This window comes from Lapidilactobacillus wuchangensis, from assembly GCF_003946645.1.
Lineage (GTDB): Bacteria > Bacillota > Bacilli > Lactobacillales > Lactobacillaceae > Lapidilactobacillus > Lapidilactobacillus wuchangensis.
The window spans coordinates 60,746-77,279 of sequence record NZ_RHOU01000009.1; the positions used below are offsets into that span (position 1 = coordinate 60,746).

Annotated in this window: 23 protein-coding genes; all 23 read right to left on the minus strand. The window is 41.5% G+C overall.

Going from position 1 to position 16,534, the window contains the following annotated elements; all coding sequences use genetic code 11:
* Positions 1 to 2: 2 nt before the first annotated feature.
* The 23 genes from EKM82_RS08205 to rplO all read right to left on the minus strand — a co-directional run bounded on the left by EKM82_RS08205 (position 3) and on the right by rplO (position 16,514).
* Positions 3 to 578 carry a VanZ family protein gene (locus tag EKM82_RS08205; protein WP_125767920.1) on the minus strand — a complete coding sequence of 192 codons (576 nt, stop codon included), beginning with the start codon at positions 576 to 578 and terminating at the stop codon, positions 3 to 5.
* Positions 579 to 744: 166 nt separating this feature from the next.
* The gene (locus EKM82_RS08210; RefSeq protein WP_125767922.1) at positions 745 to 1,743 is read right to left on the minus strand and encodes a tRNA dihydrouridine synthase; all 999 of its coding nucleotides are present in this window, start codon (positions 1,741 to 1,743) and stop codon (positions 745 to 747) included.
* 231 nt (positions 1,744 to 1,974) lie between these two features.
* Positions 1,975 to 2,229, minus strand: coding sequence for a hypothetical protein (locus EKM82_RS08215; protein WP_125767924.1), 255 nt, complete (start codon positions 2,227 to 2,229; stop codon positions 1,975 to 1,977).
* A 223-nt stretch (positions 2,230 to 2,452) separates the two neighbouring features.
* On the minus strand, positions 2,453 to 2,848 hold the full coding sequence (gene rpsI / locus EKM82_RS08220; protein ID WP_125767926.1) for a 30S ribosomal protein S9: 396 nt from the start codon (positions 2,846 to 2,848) through the stop codon (positions 2,453 to 2,455).
* A gap of 14 nt (positions 2,849 to 2,862) precedes the next feature.
* Positions 2,863 to 3,306 carry a 50S ribosomal protein L13 gene (rplM, locus tag EKM82_RS08225; RefSeq protein ID WP_125767928.1) on the minus strand — a complete coding sequence of 148 codons (444 nt, stop codon included), beginning with the start codon at positions 3,304 to 3,306 and terminating at the stop codon, positions 2,863 to 2,865.
* Positions 3,307 to 3,478: 172 nt separating this feature from the next.
* Positions 3,479 to 4,315 (minus strand): tRNA pseudouridine(38-40) synthase TruA, encoded by an 837-nt coding sequence (gene truA, locus EKM82_RS08230; RefSeq protein WP_125767930.1) that lies wholly within the window; start codon positions 4,313 to 4,315, stop codon positions 3,479 to 3,481.
* Between the two features lie 11 nt (positions 4,316 to 4,326).
* Entirely contained in the window at positions 4,327 to 5,127 is an 801-nt protein-coding gene (locus EKM82_RS08235; RefSeq protein WP_125767932.1) for an energy-coupling factor transporter transmembrane component T family protein, read from the minus strand.
* A complete protein-coding gene (locus EKM82_RS08240) occupies positions 5,120 to 5,989 on the minus strand; it encodes an energy-coupling factor ABC transporter ATP-binding protein (protein ID WP_125767934.1) in 870 nt (289 codons plus the stop codon). The genes EKM82_RS08235 and EKM82_RS08240 overlap by 8 nt, the downstream gene beginning before the upstream one ends.
* Positions 5,965 to 6,801, minus strand: coding sequence for an energy-coupling factor ABC transporter ATP-binding protein (locus EKM82_RS08245; RefSeq protein WP_125767936.1), 837 nt, complete (start codon positions 6,799 to 6,801; stop codon positions 5,965 to 5,967). The genes EKM82_RS08240 and EKM82_RS08245 overlap by 25 nt, the downstream gene beginning before the upstream one ends.
* Positions 6,802 to 7,484: 683 nt before the next feature.
* The gene (locus EKM82_RS11505; protein WP_164508183.1) at positions 7,485 to 7,661 is read right to left on the minus strand and encodes a hypothetical protein; all 177 of its coding nucleotides are present in this window, start codon (positions 7,659 to 7,661) and stop codon (positions 7,485 to 7,487) included.
* Between the two features lie 18 nt (positions 7,662 to 7,679).
* The gene (locus EKM82_RS08250; protein ID WP_125767938.1) at positions 7,680 to 8,312 is read right to left on the minus strand and encodes a hypothetical protein; all 633 of its coding nucleotides are present in this window, start codon (positions 8,310 to 8,312) and stop codon (positions 7,680 to 7,682) included.
* A gap of 27 nt (positions 8,313 to 8,339) precedes the next feature.
* Complete coding sequence (locus EKM82_RS08255) at positions 8,340 to 8,615, minus strand: hypothetical protein (protein WP_125767940.1); 276 nt, start codon at positions 8,613 to 8,615, stop codon at positions 8,340 to 8,342.
* 61 nt (positions 8,616 to 8,676) lie between these two features.
* Positions 8,677 to 9,186, minus strand: a complete 510-nt coding sequence (locus tag EKM82_RS08260) for a hypothetical protein (RefSeq protein WP_125767942.1) — start codon at positions 9,184 to 9,186, stop codon at positions 8,677 to 8,679.
* A 476-nt stretch (positions 9,187 to 9,662) separates the two neighbouring features.
* On the minus strand, positions 9,663 to 10,406 hold the full coding sequence (locus tag EKM82_RS08265; protein WP_164508184.1) for a helix-turn-helix domain-containing protein: 744 nt from the start codon (positions 10,404 to 10,406) through the stop codon (positions 9,663 to 9,665).
* Between the two features lie 980 nt (positions 10,407 to 11,386).
* Positions 11,387 to 11,767 (minus strand): 50S ribosomal protein L17, encoded by a 381-nt coding sequence (gene rplQ / locus EKM82_RS08270; protein ID WP_125767946.1) that lies wholly within the window; start codon positions 11,765 to 11,767, stop codon positions 11,387 to 11,389.
* Between the two features lie 24 nt (positions 11,768 to 11,791).
* The gene (locus EKM82_RS08275; protein WP_125650522.1) at positions 11,792 to 12,730 is read right to left on the minus strand and encodes a DNA-directed RNA polymerase subunit alpha; all 939 of its coding nucleotides are present in this window, start codon (positions 12,728 to 12,730) and stop codon (positions 11,792 to 11,794) included.
* 70 nt (positions 12,731 to 12,800) lie between these two features.
* Positions 12,801 to 13,190, minus strand: coding sequence for a 30S ribosomal protein S11 (gene rpsK / locus EKM82_RS08280; protein ID WP_125767948.1), 390 nt, complete (start codon positions 13,188 to 13,190; stop codon positions 12,801 to 12,803).
* 24 nt (positions 13,191 to 13,214) lie between these two features.
* Positions 13,215 to 13,580 (minus strand): 30S ribosomal protein S13, encoded by a 366-nt coding sequence (gene rpsM, locus EKM82_RS08285; protein WP_125767950.1) that lies wholly within the window; start codon positions 13,578 to 13,580, stop codon positions 13,215 to 13,217.
* A 15-nt stretch (positions 13,581 to 13,595) separates the two neighbouring features.
* Positions 13,596 to 13,712: a 50S ribosomal protein L36 gene (rpmJ, locus tag EKM82_RS08290; protein ID WP_125650517.1), complete on the minus strand. Its 117-nt coding sequence runs from the start codon at positions 13,710 to 13,712 to the stop codon at positions 13,596 to 13,598.
* A 27-nt stretch (positions 13,713 to 13,739) separates the two neighbouring features.
* Positions 13,740 to 13,958 carry a translation initiation factor IF-1 gene (gene infA / locus EKM82_RS08295; protein ID WP_057823558.1) on the minus strand — a complete coding sequence of 73 codons (219 nt, stop codon included), beginning with the start codon at positions 13,956 to 13,958 and terminating at the stop codon, positions 13,740 to 13,742.
* A gap of 149 nt (positions 13,959 to 14,107) precedes the next feature.
* Positions 14,108 to 14,761, minus strand: a complete 654-nt coding sequence (locus EKM82_RS08300) for an adenylate kinase (protein WP_125767952.1) — start codon at positions 14,759 to 14,761, stop codon at positions 14,108 to 14,110.
* 17 nt (positions 14,762 to 14,778) lie between these two features.
* On the minus strand, positions 14,779 to 16,074 hold the full coding sequence (gene secY / locus EKM82_RS08305; RefSeq protein WP_125767954.1) for a preprotein translocase subunit SecY: 1,296 nt from the start codon (positions 16,072 to 16,074) through the stop codon (positions 14,779 to 14,781).
* The gene (rplO, locus tag EKM82_RS08310) at positions 16,074 to 16,514 is read right to left on the minus strand and encodes a 50S ribosomal protein L15 (protein WP_125767956.1); all 441 of its coding nucleotides are present in this window, start codon (positions 16,512 to 16,514) and stop codon (positions 16,074 to 16,076) included. The genes secY and rplO overlap by 1 nt, the downstream gene beginning before the upstream one ends.
* Between the last annotated feature and the right edge of the window lie 20 nt (positions 16,515 to 16,534).

Below are 16,534 nucleotides of genomic sequence, written 5' to 3' on the forward strand. Positions count from 1 at the left end.
CATTACTGTTCAATCACCTTTGCTTTAATCAAAATTTTTTGACAAACCGCAAAAGCGCAATAGCCTAGCATTGCGCCCAAAGTATTTAACAGCAAATCATTAATATCGCAAATGCGGTTACCTAAATAGAAATAACTCATGACCAGTTGCAACAACTCAATTGTCAGGCTAACGGCAAAACCCAGCCCCAGACTCCGCAGCAAGTTGGCAAATTTTGGATTTATAGCCGCACTGAGAAAAGTTAACGGCGCTAACATGATCAGATTACCAAGGATTTGTTTTGGCAAATAGGTCAAAAGCTGCGTAACGTCAAAATTAGTCACCCAGGCTTGCTGACCAAAGCCATTCTGATAAACCGCGTCGCCGCGAGGAAAAATATGCACCGGAAAAAGCGTCACGCTAATCAATAAATATAAATAAACGCTCAATAAGATCAGCAATATCAATTTGAAAATATGTCTTGCTTTGATTTGCTTGATTGTTTGAATAATCAAAAAAATCAGAAATATCGGTAATAAAACAGTCGCATTCATCAATAATGTTGCCGAAAGCCTTTGTCCATCAATTATTACACCCAATTTTAATCCTCATTAATTAAGACTTATCAAGCCGCATAGTTCAATAGTACACTATTGGAAGCAATTATCAAATCATGATTTTAAATCCACAATTAATTTTTAAAATAGCCCTTGAAATTCCGCCTACAAAAAAACAATCACCATTATTAGTGATTGTTTCAAGCTTCTATGCCTCACCAGGATCGATTTCATCAACAATCTTACGAGCTTCATCAGTGGTCTTGGTTTGCATCAGATCATTTCTGATTGCGGCGGCACCTTTCATCCCCCGCACGTAAATCTTGAAAAAGCGTTGTAACGGTGCAAAGTGGCCTGAAAAGCCCTTAGCCACAAATTCATCGTACAAATCTAATTGATACCGCAATAGATTGAGCAATTCATGGGCAGAATGTTCGCGCGGTACTTTTTCAAAAGCATACGGATTCATGAAAATTCCTCGGCCAATCATGATGCCATCAACACCAGGATGTTCCTGAGCCAATTTCATGCCGGCTTGATAATCAGCAATATCACCATTAATTTGTAGCAATGTGGCTGGCGCATAAGCATCGCGCATTTGCACCAACTGATCGATCAACTCATAGTGCGCTGGCACTTTACTCATTTCTGCGGTGGTGCGCAAATGAACTGTCAAGACAGGCACCTGTTGCTGCAACAGAAACGGGATCCAATTGTCCATTTCATTGATGTCGCTAAAACCTAAGCGCGTCTTGACACTAACGGGCAAACCGCCTTGGCGCGCGCCAGCAATCACTGCTTTGGCAGTGTCAAAATGACGAATCAAATCACTACCACTATGATTTTTCAGCACCGCCGGATCAGGACAGCCCATATTAAGATCAATGGCTTGATAACCTTGCCGCGCCACCTCAACCGCCGCCTTGGCAAAGTCTGTCTCATCATTGCCCCATAATTGGACAATCGGCTTCGGTGACTCAGCAGGATCAATATAAAGTCGACCTTTAGTAGTTTCTTTGGCCAACGGATGAGTCATACTCAACGCATTAGTGAATTCTGTATAAAAATTATCTGGCGCTGCGGCTCGCATCACGACCCGTCTAAAAACGGAACCAGTCACGGCCTCCATTGGCGCCAAACTAAAAAACGGCCGCTGCTCTCGCTTAGCCTGATCAGCAATCTGCTGCCAATAACTTGATTCAGTCATCTTTCCACTTCCAATTAAAATTAACGTTACTTACTATTGTACCGATTATCGAACCAGATTGGCAAATTGAAAAGGCCAGAAAATTAAGTCAACTCAAAAAAACTACAAATTTTCATAAAAAATAGTCCGACAATAAATAATACCGCTCAGTCTCTAAACAGACACAATCACTGAGCACAGTAATGCAAACTACCTCACATAAAAATTGCTGACTTAAAATAACTCGTTTACTTATTTCTTGAATGACCGTCGAATTTTAACTAGTAACATAATCGCAATGATAACTAAAATTACTGTCACTATTATTAATAGCGTTTTGTCACCCCGTATACCCCAGTAAAGAATAAAAATAATGAATCCAAAATAAGCACCAACCAAATATTTATAGTTTTCGCCTAATCTTTCTTTGACCAGGCTTGGTACATTTAAGATTTGCATTATCGCAATCGCCAAAAGTGCAAGTGCCAAAAAACTAGTACCACTCATTTTAGCTCCCCCTTGTCTGATCAACGGATCTGACAAAACGCAATGCCATTAAAAACTAGTTTACTTCGTCATAAAAATATTTAAGGTAAACTCGCTTGAATTATAATCTCGGTTCACTGATATAGCAATAAGCAATGTTCCTATTTAGCAACTTTATTTTTTCATAAAAAAACACTCACTAGAAATTCTAGTAAGTGTCTTAAACATTGATATGCTGGATATATTAACGTTTTGAGAATTGTGAAGCTTTACGAGCTTTCTTAAGACCTGGCTTCTTACGTTCCTTCATACGAGGGTCACGAGTTAACATGCCAGCGGCTTTAAGAACACCACGGAAATCAGGATCGACTTGTAATAAAGCACGAGCGATACCGTGACGAACAGCACCTGTTTGACCTGAGAAGCCACCACCATGAACATTAACATTAATGTCATATGAGCCTTCTGTTTCAGTCAAAACTAGGGGTTGTTTCAAATCTTTGATAAGGTTAGCAAATGGAAGATAATCTTCTGCTGACTTTTTGTTGATCGTGATTTTACCTGTTCCAGGAACGAGGAAAACACGCGCAACTGAATCTTTACGACGGCCAGTGCCGTTATACATAGCTTGTTGTGCCATTTATAATTTCCTCCCTACTTCAAGTTTGTAAGATCTAAGACTTCTGGTTTTTGAGCTTGGTTAGCATGCTCTGCACCAGCGTAAACATGTAACTTCATGAATTGTTGGTGACCCAACGTATTCTTAGGTAACATGCCTTTAACTGACAATTCCACAAGTCGAGTAGGATTGTTAGCTAACAAGTCGCCAGCTGTCCGTGTCTTCAAACCACCGGGATGATCACTGTGGTGCTGATATAATTTATCAGTTGCTTTCTTACCAGTTAATTTAAGTTTTGATGCATTGATAACGATTACGTTATCGCCAGTATCAACGTTAGGTGTAAATGTTGGTTTGTTCTTGCCGCGCAAGATTGATGCAACGACTGTTGAAACCCGACCTAATGAAATATCTGTGGCATCAATGAGATACCATTTACGTTCAATTTCGCTTGGTTTTGCCAAAGGTGTTGTACGCACGATAAATTCCTCCATACATAATGTTTTGTCTGACACTCAATAAGTTTCCGGGGCCTATCGTGGGGCAAACAAATACCAACAACTAGTTTACCGAAAATAGGCCTTGAAGTCAATGAAAATTTGAGCTTACTGGGATTTTTTTAACAAGAAAAGGCTTTAATTCAGTTAAGCTTTATGATTGACGCCGTAAACCGTGGGGATGCTTCGGTTGCAACGGTTTCGTAATCGGAATCTGGCTTAGTGCGGTCAACTCGGCCTCATCCCCAGGATAATAAACTTTTTGTAAATATAAACCACTAGCTGGCGCCGTTCCTCGCGCTTGTTGGCGATCCTTCACTGTAAACAAACGCAGCAAGTCATGTTCGTCACGGCGGCCATTGCCAATCTCCAATAAAGTGGCGACTAAGATGCGCACCATATTATAGAGGAAACCATTGCCAATGAAAGTGAAAACTAATTCGTGCTGGACTGGGTCTTCGCTAACTGTAGCCCGATAAATCGTCCGCACTTTATTTTTAATCACACCACCACTAGCCGCAAAACTAGTAAAGTCATGTTCACCTAACAAATCTTGCAAGGCGGTTTCGATGCGGCCAATTTCCAACGAATACGGATAATGACCAGTGTACAAACGCTTGAAGGGATCAGTGAAACGTCCCTGACTGACTCGATATTGGTAACATTTACCGATCGTATCAAACTGGGCATGAAAATCCGGATCAGCTAGCTGACTATCAGTGACTTCCATATCCAAAGGCAATAAACTGTTCAAAGCTAGTAACATGTTTCGTGCTGGCATTTCCTTAGGATAGTCGAAATGAATCACCTGACCATAAGCATGCACGCCAGCGTCAGTGCGGCCAGAACCATGAACGCGAATCGGCTCGCCTTTTGTCATTTTCGTTAACGCTTGTTCTAATGTTCCTTGAACGGTGCGCTGCTTGGTCTGCACCTGGAAGCCGGCAAAGTTAGTGCCATCATATGCAACGGTAATTCGATAACGTGGCACACAGCCACCTCCTACATCATTCTTTCTAAGACTAACATCCCCGTGCTGATCACCGCGAAAGCAGCCAGCACCCAACTATCTCGGGACTGCCATTTCAAAATCCGATAACGGGTCCGCCCTTCACCATCGCGATAACCACGAGAAATCATCGCCGTGGTTAAATCCGAAGCAATGTCAATGCTGCTCATCATTAAAGGAATCAATAATGGCAACAAGGCCTTGGCCCGCTTCAACAAACTACCATTATTGAAATCCACCCCACGTGCACGCTGGGCGTTCATAATTTTAGTGGTTTCGTCCATTAATTTCGGCACAAAGCGCAAAGCAATTGATAACATCAAGGCCACTTCATTAACAGGAAACTTAATCACGCGCAAGGGACTGATCAAATACTCCAAGCCATCAGCAATTTCCAAAGGCTGGGTGGTCAAGGTCAACAGCGTCGACATGAAAATAATCAATAGGAAACGGGCGGCAATATAACCGGCATTGATCAACCCTTCGCGGCTAATACTGAGCCAGCCCCACTGCCAATAAACATGCTGGCCACTAGTGAAGAACAGCTGTAAACCAACTGTAAACAGAATCAGCCACAGCATCGGCCGCAATCCACGAAGAAAGAAGCCTAACGAAATACCTGATGCCCAAACGCTGACCACGACCACAGCACCGAGAATCACGTAACTAGGCCAATGTTGGGCGAAGAAAATCAAGACAATAAATAGAATATTTAAAATTAATTTTAAACGTGGATCTAAACGATGTACAAAGGAATCACCAGGATAATAGCGGCCAAAAATCAATTTATTCATGAGTCGCCACCTGCTTTAACTGCGGCGCTAGTTGAGCCAGCAAGTCAGGCACCGTCAACGGCACCTGGTCAAACTGGAAGCCTTGTTGTTGCAACTGTTGGACTAAGCGGCCAGTACTTGGTAGTTCGAGGTTGTGCTGATGTAGCCACGGAATATCAGCAAATATTTCCTGGGGCTGCCCTGTCTTTAACACCCGCCCCTGTTCCATAACCACCACTTGTTGCGCATAACGGACCACATCATCCATTTGGTGAGTGACCAAAATCACCGTCAAATCGCGTTCCTGTTGAATTTTCACAAATAAGGTCATCATTTCTTCGCGACCAACGGGATCCAAGCCAGCAGTAGGTTCATCTAAGACCAAGACTTCTGGTTCCATGGCCAAAACACCAGCGATTGCCACTCGGCGCATTTGACCACCGGATAAATCAAAAGGCATTTTATCTTCTAATTCTGGGGCAATGCCAACTAACCGCAAGGCCCGCCGCGCAATCTCGTCAGCTTCCGCCGCGGTTTTACCGAAATTCTTGGGTGCAAAAGCCACATCTTTTAAGACTGTTTCTTCAAATAACTGACTTTCAGGAAATTGAAAAACTAAGCCAACTTTCCGGCGCAAGTCATAAAGTTCTTTATTTTTAGTTTGGGGCGTGACCACTTGATCGCCAACCACAACTTCACCTTTAGTGGGAATCAGTAAGGCATTTAAATGCTGCAACAACGTGCTTTTGCCACTGCCGGTTTGACCAATGATGGCATTATAAGTACCACTCTGAAAGTGCAAATTCACATCACGTAAACCTGGCGTGGCCATTGGTGAATCGGCTTGATAAGTGTAATCTACTTGTTTGAATGTAATGTCCATAAATTCTTCACCAACTGTTCCTCATCTAAATAATGATCAGCCACGTTCACATCGGCTTGCAACAAACCTTGGCGAACTTTCTCGCTTAAGGGCACGGTCAAGCCGTGTTGTTGCAACATGTCACCTTGGACGAAAATCTCCGCCGGGGTGCCTGCAGTGACTAACTGGCCATTGTCCATTAAAATCACCTGATCAGCCAAAGCCGCTTCGTCAATGTCATGGGTAATCGAAATAATCGTAAACTGCCCAGTTTTCCGCAAATCAGTCATTAAACTAACAACGTCATGGCGACCTTGGGGATCGAGCATACTGGTGGCCTCATCAAGAATGATCACTTGCGGCCGCTGTGCCAGCACCCCAGCTAAGGCTACTCGTTGTTTCTGACCACCAGATAAACGAGCCGGTTCATGAGTCGCATAAGCAGTCATCCCCACTTGCTCTAACGCCGCCTGCACCCGGGGAATCATTTCTGCCCGGGGCACACCGTTATTTTCCATGCCAAAAGCCACATCATCAGCCACGGTCGCACCAACGAATTGATTATCAGGACTCTGGAAAACAATTCCGATTTTACGGCGGATAGCCCAAACTGATTCCTCAGTCAGCAGTTCACCGTCAATATAAACCTCACCAGATTGTGGCGCAATTAAGCCATTCAACATTTGGGCCAAGGTACTCTTGCCACTGCCATTATGGCCGACAATTGCCACCCATTGCCCAGGCTCAATCGTCAAGGAAATATTCTGCAAAGCTGGTACTTTGCTATTCTGATAAGTGTAAGTCAGATCCTTCACCTGAATAATTGGTACCATCAGCCAACCCGCCCCTAATTTTTATTCAATAGTCACATTTTACCATATTTCGGCTTTACTTTAAGTAACCAAGCTGTTAAAAATGACGACTGGATTTTATGATCAAATACAAATAGTTTTTAAAACAGCATAGTGTCTGACTCTGTTCCGGGCTGCTTGTCGTGGAACGCTGCCGGCATTGATTTGAGCTTATTGCTACGCAACAATCTCAATTACAAGCCTTATTCTAACCGGTAAAGCGGCAAGAATAATTTGGCGGCTGACGCCAAGATCCCTCCACGCCGTCTGGAGCTGATGTTGTGTACTTTACAATTGCTTGTTTCAAATATGAATCGGTTAGATTGGACTATCAATTGAACATAGGCGATAGTTAAAACTAGTAAATTTTCAAATATAAGCTGTAGCTACAGGACAAATTTGAAAATTTGTCGTGTGTCGACAATGGTTTACTGTGAAATAGACGGTTTTATTTTTAGATGTTTGAACAGATCATGATAAAAAGTGGCACTCAGCTTTCATACCATTGGAATGACACAAGACATCTCATTAATGCTGGCATATTTCAAGCATCAAAAAAGCTTCTTCGCAGTCTCAATATTTTAACCAGAGACAGGCAAACAAGCTAATGAAATGAAGCTTTTTTGATGAGAAATTTATCAGTGCTGACGAATTTTCTTGATTAATCAGCCTAGGAATTTGGCCAAGACTAACAGGCCAATCCACGTGACTACAGCAAACAACAGTCGTTGATTCTCGGTCATCGTTGCTACTGGGGGATGTTGATTCAGCGTATTTAACCAAATAATAATTGCAACGATCCATAGTAAATCCACTAACCTGCGCCGCCACCGTTGTTTCATGAATAGCACCCCAATCAATTAGAGAATATTGGTAATTGGAAACAAATCGCACAGCAATTCAAAAATTAGCCAAATTGCTAAGGGAAAGATGAAATTATGGCTAAGGCGATAGGCCAGAAATAGTGCTAGCCATAACGTACCAATAATCAACAGTTGCCACCAAAAATTATCTAAGGGCACACTAATGATCCAAATCAAAATTGGCATGAGATACTGCCAATCTGGTGCCGATTCCGCAAAGCTTGCCGGTACCACCAGCACCGCAATTACCGAAGCAAAAATATAAATCAAGTTATAACTTAACCCAGCAATTACGCCACCAGTTGTACCTGGTAATTGAAAACTATTAGGATTGGTCAAATCGTTCGTTTCACCAATGATCCTCGGCAGTACATAAATTAAGAGCGCCACTAACAGCGCCGCAAATAAAAAGCCGGCCACTGAACGACACGACAATTGTTGCAGTTGGCTCCTAATTAATTGCCGTGATTCAATGAAAAGAAGCACGACTGACACCACTAATAATGCAAACGACAGCCCAAAGTTCTGAGGAAATGCTAGTGGCCATTGCTGATGAGCCGTAATTGTTGCCACTAAATAGAAAATTAAAAAACTAGCCACACCTATCATGGGATTTTTTAAACGTGTCATCAAGCCTATCTCCTTATCCAGTTTGATTTACTTCTCCAAATTAGTATCAACTAATTCCTGTAAACTAACTTCCCGCTTCTGATGATCAATCACGACCACACAAAGCTTATGCTGAGGATTCTCGAAACTGCTGATCACGTTCTTCGTCTGATAGGTAATTTTCGCTTTCCTAGTTGGCGGTACCACAATTTCAATATTAGGTCGATTGTGCTCAGCAATTTTCTGAGTCGTCAAAATCGTCCCTTTGATGCCTAACACTAAAGCAATCAATCCTACTAGAATACACGACCATAACTTTTTCATTGCTATCACTCCCCGCACAGATTTTTAAACATCATTGCGTTATGACGGCGTTATTTGAATCTCAATCTTGTCGATGAACAACCACATAAGTGAGCGTTAGTAACGCTACCTGAGCAAACAAAGCATCAATCCGAAATTCTAAATTGCCAGTTAGCAGTCCGACGAGCAACATCAACAATGACACCACTAACAACCAGATTTGAGGCCGCCAAATCGTCATCAAACTGGCCTTGGAAATCAGCAGGTTCTGGCAAAAACGTTTAAAAATATCTTTTAACACCAGCACAATCCGCAAACTAATCGCACAGTCAACCGTCGCTAATAAAATTGTCAATGAAAATAAGAATTGTGTCACACTGCGACGAAAGAAAATATCTGGATTAGCCAAGGGAATGTTGAGTTTTTTAATTGCTTCGCTAAGCAGTTGCCAGCTACCTTTTCCAAAATACAAATATTGGGCATAAATAAAAAAGCCCAGCATCGCCACTAGCATCAAAATAAGTGCCACAATACATAGATTCAGCAAAAACCTGATCAACCGCTCAAGTTTGACTGACCGTTCATTGCCCATAACTGTCACTCCCCCTTTTAAAAATATTAACCCGTACTTCTATACCCACAACGCCGCCACTGTTTTCAGTTAATCGTGAAACTCATTATTGACACTTCTTGCTGACACCTCACGCGTAATTGCAACAACTGATACGTGGAGCACCAATCGGAAATCGTTAAAATCGTGATTATTATTGCAATCAATGGTGATAATTTCATAAAAGCACTGACAATCAAAACAACTACCAAAGAACTAATTACTTTAAATCGCCGTAACTTTTGCGCTGCCGTCAAATGACGCACGAAAATCAACCCCTTTTTTAGAAATTTTTTCTGTCGTCCAAATTAACTTTTATTTTTTTGTAATCTATCTATTCTATAATTCTAACATATAGCGTATTAATATGCTCAAAGAAAAACATTTCAATTTTAGAATTAACATCAAACCAACCAAAAAAAGCGGCCTTGACTAAGGCCGCCTTTTAACTTTATTGTTCAGTGAAATGATTGATACAAGTCCTGACCCATAAGCAATTTATCAACCAAATGCTGTTCATCAATCACTTGAATATGCTGTCGTGATAAGAACATGACCAAGCGTGGCAAATAGTCCTGGAGTGAGCCTGATAAATTAAGCGAAACTTGTTGGCCGTCTTCTAAAGTCACTTGCATGATAACTGGATCTGGCCAGAAGTCCCAAGGCGATTGTTGCTGGCGTAGTTGATAGCTCAATTTTACCTGCGTCATCTCAGCATAACTCAATAATTGCTGGGGCGTTCGCCGCCATAACGCTGCTATTCGCTGCCAACTACCGCCTTGATAATGAGTGACCCGTAGACCAGTGCGATCAATTTGCCAGTAATCTTGAAAAACCACCGGTAAAACGAAGATTAGCCCGACAATCAGCACAAGCGCAAATAGCCACCATGGTTGATAACCAAAGCCAGTCAAAAACAAACTAATCAGCGTCCAAATAATTGCGAAACCGATAAATTTAGGCCACGCAAATGGTCGATCGATAATCAGCGGCCGTTTAAAATATGGCCCTGCCAAAATCAATTGGTCTAAAGATAAGTCGTACAAATCACTAAGCGCAACTAAATTATCAATACTCGGTAAAGTTTCACCAGTCTCCCAACGTGAAATCGCCTGAGGAGAAATATGAAGTTGCTCGGCCAATTGGTTCTGCGTATAGCCAAAACGTTGCCGATAAATCTGAAAAATTTCTGGTGCTTGCATAATCATAACCTCTTTTCACTCCGACCATAGCAAGAATTGCCCACATTGCCTAACAACTCATGGTTGTCTACTGAAATTGAACCCATTAGTTTATCACAACGACGTTATAACGGTACAAATAACTACTATTCATTTGACTCCATTATCAGCTAAATCGTTTTGCTGTTCAATTGTAACTGCAATTTGAACTAAGCTTAGCCATCTTACAAGAGCGGTTTTAAATGGTACCCACGATAAAATAAACCACATCAACTCCAGACAGAATGGAGGGCGTGGTTGTCAGCCGCCAAATTTGTCTTGCCGCTTTAGCGGTTAGACAAAGGCTCGCGGTGGAGACAATTTGATCTTTAAATTTGACTCAACAAACTCTAAAGGTGATGAAGAGTACTGGGTTATCATTCGCCAAATTAGCTGTGACATAAGTCGTGTGATCATCATACTCTTACAAACACTGCCTTGAAATATTAACAAAGATAAAGTGCACCAACTCAACTCCGGACGGAATGGAGGGATCTTGGCGTCAGCCGCCAAATTATCGTTGGTGCTTTAGCACTTACGATAAGGCTTGTATTTGAGATTGTTGCGCTAGCAATAAGCTCAAATCAATGCCGGCCGCGTTCCACGCCAAGCAGCCCGGAATGCAGTCAGAACCAGATCTGTTTCACCACTACCCTCAAGGATTAATGGTTTGCTAAAATCCCCGACAATTCCATTGCAAGCCATATTTTGCCAATCAAAAAAGCATTCGATATTCAATCAGAATACCAAATGCTTTTTGCATTAATGCGTGCTGATCACTCAGCACAGTTGACACTCATGAGCTCAACAAAAGATATGTACAATAATCATTCATAAATGGGGAAACTGTTAGACAATCTCCTAAGCTAGACTTGGTGGGTTCCCATCATCGTAACGCTTGCGCTCACACTTATGAAATGAAAATTGGTCGAAACTTTCGTGTTTTTTGGTTTAATCCGGAATTAAACTAATTCGATGATAACCATTGGTGCACCATCGCCACGACGTTGAGTAGTCTTTAAAATTCGTGTATAACCACCATTACGGTCTTTATACCGAGGTGCGAGATCACTAAATACTTTTTGAAGAGCTGATTGAACAACAACGTCTTCGCCTTCTTCATGGATATCAGCGACTTCGTTACGTAAATATGCAGCAGCTTGACGGCGTGCGTGTAAATCACCACGTTTGCCTAAAGTAATCATTTTTTCTGCAGAACGGCGAATTTCCTTCGCACGAGTTTCAGTGGTTTCGATATGTTCATGAACTAATAAATCAGTTGTCAATGAACGTAACATTGCCTTACGTGGTGCAGATGCACGACCTAACTTGCGGTAACTCATAGTTTTACCTCCCTTTAGTTTAGATTAATCATCTGAGCGTAATGATAGACCAAGATCGATCAACTTAGCTTTAACCTCTTCAAGAGACTTGCGGCCAAGGTTACGAACCTTCATCATATCTGCTTCAGTTTTATTGGTTAATTCTTGAACCGTGTTGATCCCGGCCCGTTTCAAACAATTATAAGAACGAACTGACAAGTCGAGTTCTTCGATTGTCATTTCAAGTTTCTTTTCTTTTTGCGTTTCTTCTTTTTCGACCATGACATCAGTATTCTTTGCCTCGTCGGAGAGGTCAATAAAGATATTTAAATGATCAGAAAGAATTTTCGCAGCTAGACTAATTGCTTCTCGCGGTGAGACCGAACCATTAGTCCAAACATCCAAGGTTAATTTATCAAAGTCATTACGCTTACCAACACGGGTACTTTCGACCTGATAGTTCACGCGTTCAATTGGTGTGAAAATCGAATCAACAGCAATGACGCCAATTGGCATGTCACCAGACTTGTTTTGATCAGCTGGGATATAACCACGCCCATTGCTAACAGTCATTTGCATGTGTAAATGACCACCCTCAGCAATCGAACAAATATACTGTTCTGGATTTAAAACTTCGATATCATCGTCAGCTTTAATATCAGCAGCAGTGACAGTTGCTGGGCCATCTACTTCGATTTCAATCACTTTTGCATCTTCGGAGTGATTTTTTAACGCCAATTTTTTAATATTAAGAATAATCTGGGTGACATCTTCCATGACCCCATCGATGGTTGAAAATTCATGCAACACACCATCAATTTGAATGCTTGAGACAGCAGAGCCAGGTAAAGACGATAATAAAATCCGTCTCAATGAGTTGCCAAGCGTGGTACCGTAACCACGTTCTAGCGGTTCAATTACAAACTTACCATAGTTGGTACTCTCATCAACTTTTGTAATGTTTGGCTTTTCAAATTCGATCATTCAATCTTTACCCCTTTCGAAACGTGTGTGTTCAATGTAAACTCGTCGACATTAATACCAATCAACGACACTAAACACGACGACGCTTTGGAGGACGAGAACCGTTATGTGGCACTGGAGTCACATCACGAATTGCACTGATTTCAAGACCAGTTGCTTGTAACGCACGAATTGCAGCTTCACGACCTGAACCAGGTCCTTTAACAGCAACTTCGACCGACTTCATACCATGTTCCATGGATTCTTTAGCAGCAGATTCTGCAGCCATTTGAGCAGCAAACGGTGTCGATTTACGGCTACCTTTGAAGCCCAAAGCACCAGCAGATGACCAAGCAATAGCATTGCCTTGAGGGTCTGTAATCATTACTAAAGTATTATTGAATGTTGAATGGATGTGAGCAACACCGGATTCAATATTCTTTCTAACACGACGCTTACGTGTTCCTTTACGAACTGCCATGAACTTACCTCCTTCTTAATTAGATTATTTCTTCTTACCGGCGATGGAAACTTTAGGACCTTTACGAGTCCGTGCATTGTTCTTTGTGTTTTGACCACGAACTGGCAAACCACGACGATGACGGATACCACGATATGAGCCAATATCTTGCAAACGTTTGATATCACGAGTAACTTCACGACGTAAATCGCCTTCTACTCGAATATTATCAACAGCAGCACGGATTTTGTCTTCTTGGTCTGGTGTTAAATCTTTAGAACGAATGTCTTCAGATACACCGGCTTCTTTTAAAACTTTTTGTGCAGTCGTATTGCCAATCCCATAAATATAGGTTAAAGCAATGACGATCCGCTTCTCACGAGGTAAATCAACACCTGCGATACGAGCCATTATTTACACCTCCTATTAGCCTTGACGTTGCTTATGTTTTGGATTTGCAGAGCAAATGACCATGACACGGCCCTTGCGCTTGATAATTTTACAATGTTCGCACATTTTTTTAACTGATGGTCTTACTTTCATTTCTAAGCCTCCCGAAAATACGATATCTTAACGATAACGATAAGTAATACGGCCTTTGGTGAGATCGTATGGTGATAATTCGACAGTAACCTTATCTCCAGGAAGAATCCGAATGTAATGCATTCTGATCTTACCAGAAACATGTGCAAGCACTGAGTGACCGTTCTCTAACTCAACTTTAAACATTGCGTTAGGAAGGGTATCAGTCACTGTTCCTTCGATTTCAATGACGTCATCTTTTGCCAAACAAAAATTCCTCCTAATTGGTTAAACAAGTGGATACAGAAAAATAGCGAGCCCTAAAGGTACTCACTTGACAGTAACAACGTTTGAGTATAACACAAACGGTTACTATTGCCAAGCTGACATTTTGCTTTATACCACTGAACCAAGAGTTAATTTAATTTTGACAAAATTACTTTAATTTCATCAAAAACCCGATCGATATCTTGTTCACCATTGACGGTATAAAGCAAACCTTTACCGCGATAAAAATCAAGTAACGGTGTATTCATTTTGATATTAACGGCTAAACGGTTTTTAACCGTTTCTGGCTTATCGTCTTCACGTTGATAAAAATCATGTCCACCACAGCGATCACAAGTTCCAGCAACCTTTGGCGGATTATACAACTTATGATAAGTTGCGCCACAAGTCCGGCAAATGAAGCGCCCAGATAAACGATCAACTAAGACTTTAGGATCGACCTCAATATTGATCACGGCATCGACCGGTTTGTCCAATTCAGCAGCAATTTTTTCAAGTGCTGCTGCTTGTTCAATCGTCCGTGGGAAACCATCCAACATATAACCAACATTGGTATCTGGTTTCTGCAACCGTTCTTTGACGATGGCATTTGTAACATCGTCAGGAACTAAATTACCGTTATCAATATATTTTTTAGCTTCAAGACCAATAGCTGTTTTAGCAGCCATGGCCTCACGAAACATATCGCCTGTAGAAATGTGGGCCAAATGATATTGGTCAACAATTTTTTCAGCCTGAGTACCTTTACCGGCACCAGGTAGTCCCATTAAAATCAAATTCAACTTAATCTAGCCTCCAGTTAACGAATAAATCCGATATAACGCCGCTTCATCATCAAACCTTCCAATTGCCGTGAAGTTTCTAGTGCAACCCCAACAACGATTAATAAACTTGTCCCACCTAAACCAATTGATTGAGGTAAGCCGAAGATGTTCGTTGCTAACTGAGGTAACAAGGCAATTAAACCTAAGAAGATCGAACCAACAGTTGATAAACGCATCAACAAGCCGGAGAAATACTTCTCAGTTTCTTTACCTGGCCAAACACTAGGAATGTAGGCACCTTGCTTTTGCAAGTTCTCTGCCAACTTCTCAGGATTGACCTGAACGAAGGCATAGAAGAAAGTGAAGAGGACAATCAATAAGGTATAAATAATTGCCCCAACTGTGGTCTGCATACTGAAGATATTCGACAGTACTTGGTACCAACCTTCATCACCATGATTTGCTTGGAAAATCATCAGAATAGTTGAAGGGGTGATAATAAACGAACTGGCAAAGATAACTGGGATAACACCAGACACGTTAACTTTTAATGGTAGATAACTTTCGTTGCCACCGCTTGTCGCACGCCGAGTATATTGAATCGGCACTTTACGATTTGCTTGTTGCACATAAGTTACCCAATAAACGATAAACAGAATAACAACGAGTAACAATACTAACCACAAGATATTAAGCGGACGCTCACTAGCTGATGCATTAATAATGTTATCTCTGACTAACTGGTAAATACCATTAGGTAAGCGAGCAATGATCCCGGCGAAGATAATCATCGAGACACCATTACCGATACCCTTATCAGTGATTTGTTCACCTAACCAAGTTAATAACATCGTTCCACCTGTTAAGATGATCCCCAACAGGATAAAAGTTTGAACACTTGGATTTTTAACCAAGCCATAACCACTTAAGTAGTTAAAGCCGGCTGTGATCCCAATTGACTGTACAAAAGCGAGAACGATGGTTAGATAACGAGTTGCTTGGTTAAGTTTCCGCCGGCCAACTTCACCTTGTTTACTCCACTCGACAAACTTAGGTACGATATCCATTTGCAATAATTGAATCACAATTTGCGCAGTGATAAATGGCGACACACCCATTGAGAACAATGAGTAATTGGTCAAGCCACCACCACTAACCGTATCAAGTAAAGGAATCAAACCACTAGCACTGATCTTAGATAGCGAATTCGCATCCACACCGGGCATGGTAATCTGAGTACCTAATCGATAAATCAATAAGATGAATAAAGTAAAGAAGATCTTTTTACGGATTTCTTTGACTTTGAATGCGTTCCGCAATGTTGTCAGCATTAGATCACCTCGATGGAACCACCAGCAGCTTCAACAGCTTCTTTTGCAGCCGCTGAATATTTAGCAACCTTAACTGAAAGTTTTTTGGTTACTTCACCATTTGCTAGTAATTTAACACCAGCAAGTTGTTTTTTAATGATACCAGATTCAATTAACAATTCTGGCGTTACTTCTGTGCCTTCGTCAAAACGATCTAAATCGCTAAGATTGATAACGGCATATTCTTTACGGTTAATGTTTTTGAAGCCACGTTTTGGCATTCTACGGAATAATGGCATTTGGCCACCTTCGAAACCTAAACGAGTCTTACCGCCTGAACGAGCCAATTGGCCTTTTTGGCCACGGCCTGCAGTCTTACCTTGACCTGATGAAGTTCCCCGGCCGACACGTTTACGGTTGCGGCGTGAACCTTCACTAGCTTTTAATTCATGCAAGTTCATGAAGTCTAGCACCTCCTTGT

Bases quoted from the DNA above. Each gene is read 5' to 3' on its own strand.
- EKM82_RS08210 (WP_125767922.1), bottom strand. From the start codon at position 1,743: ATGACTGAATCAAGTTATTGGCAGCAGATTGCTGATCAGGCTAAGCGA.
- EKM82_RS08215 (WP_125767924.1), bottom strand. From the start codon at position 2,229: ATGAGTGGTACTAGTTTTTTGGCACTTGCACTTTTGGCGATTGCGATA.
- rpsI (WP_125767926.1), bottom strand. From the start codon at position 2,848: ATGGCACAACAAGCTATGTATAACGGCACTGGCCGTCGTAAAGATTCA.
- EKM82_RS08235 (WP_125767932.1), bottom strand. From the start codon at position 5,127: ATGAATAAATTGATTTTTGGCCGCTATTATCCTGGTGATTCCTTTGTA.
- EKM82_RS08240 (WP_125767934.1), bottom strand. From the start codon at position 5,989: ATGGACATTACATTCAAACAAGTAGATTACACTTATCAAGCCGATTCA.
- EKM82_RS08245 (WP_125767936.1), bottom strand. From the start codon at position 6,801: ATGGTACCAATTATTCAGGTGAAGGATCTGACTTACACTTATCAGAAT.
- EKM82_RS11505 (WP_164508183.1), bottom strand. From the start codon at position 7,661: ATGAAACAACGGTGGCGGCGCAGGTTAGTGGATTTACTATGGATCGTT.
- EKM82_RS08250 (WP_125767938.1), bottom strand. From the start codon at position 8,312: ATGACACGTTTAAAAAATCCCATGATAGGTGTGGCTAGTTTTTTAATT.
- EKM82_RS08255 (WP_125767940.1), bottom strand. From the start codon at position 8,615: ATGAAAAAGTTATGGTCGTGTATTCTAGTAGGATTGATTGCTTTAGTG.
- EKM82_RS08260 (WP_125767942.1), bottom strand. From the start codon at position 9,186: ATGGGCAATGAACGGTCAGTCAAACTTGAGCGGTTGATCAGGTTTTTG.
- EKM82_RS08265 (WP_164508184.1), bottom strand. From the start codon at position 10,406: ATGCAAGCACCAGAAATTTTTCAGATTTATCGGCAACGTTTTGGCTAT.
- rplQ (WP_125767946.1), bottom strand. From the start codon at position 11,767: ATGAGTTACCGCAAGTTAGGTCGTGCATCTGCACCACGTAAGGCAATG.
- EKM82_RS08275 (WP_125650522.1), bottom strand. From the start codon at position 12,730: ATGATCGAATTTGAAAAGCCAAACATTACAAAAGTTGATGAGAGTACC.
- rpsK (WP_125767948.1), bottom strand. From the start codon at position 13,190: ATGGCAGTTCGTAAAGGAACACGTAAGCGTCGTGTTAGAAAGAATATT.
- rpsM (WP_125767950.1), bottom strand. From the start codon at position 13,580: ATGGCTCGTATCGCAGGTGTTGATTTACCTCGTGAGAAGCGGATCGTC.
- rpmJ (WP_125650517.1), bottom strand. From the start codon at position 13,712: ATGAAAGTAAGACCATCAGTTAAAAAAATGTGCGAACATTGTAAAATT.
- secY (WP_125767954.1), bottom strand. From the start codon at position 16,074: ATGCTGACAACATTGCGGAACGCATTCAAAGTCAAAGAAATCCGTAAA.
- rplO (WP_125767956.1), bottom strand. From the start codon at position 16,514: ATGAACTTGCATGAATTAAAAGCTAGTGAAGGTTCACGCCGCAACCGT.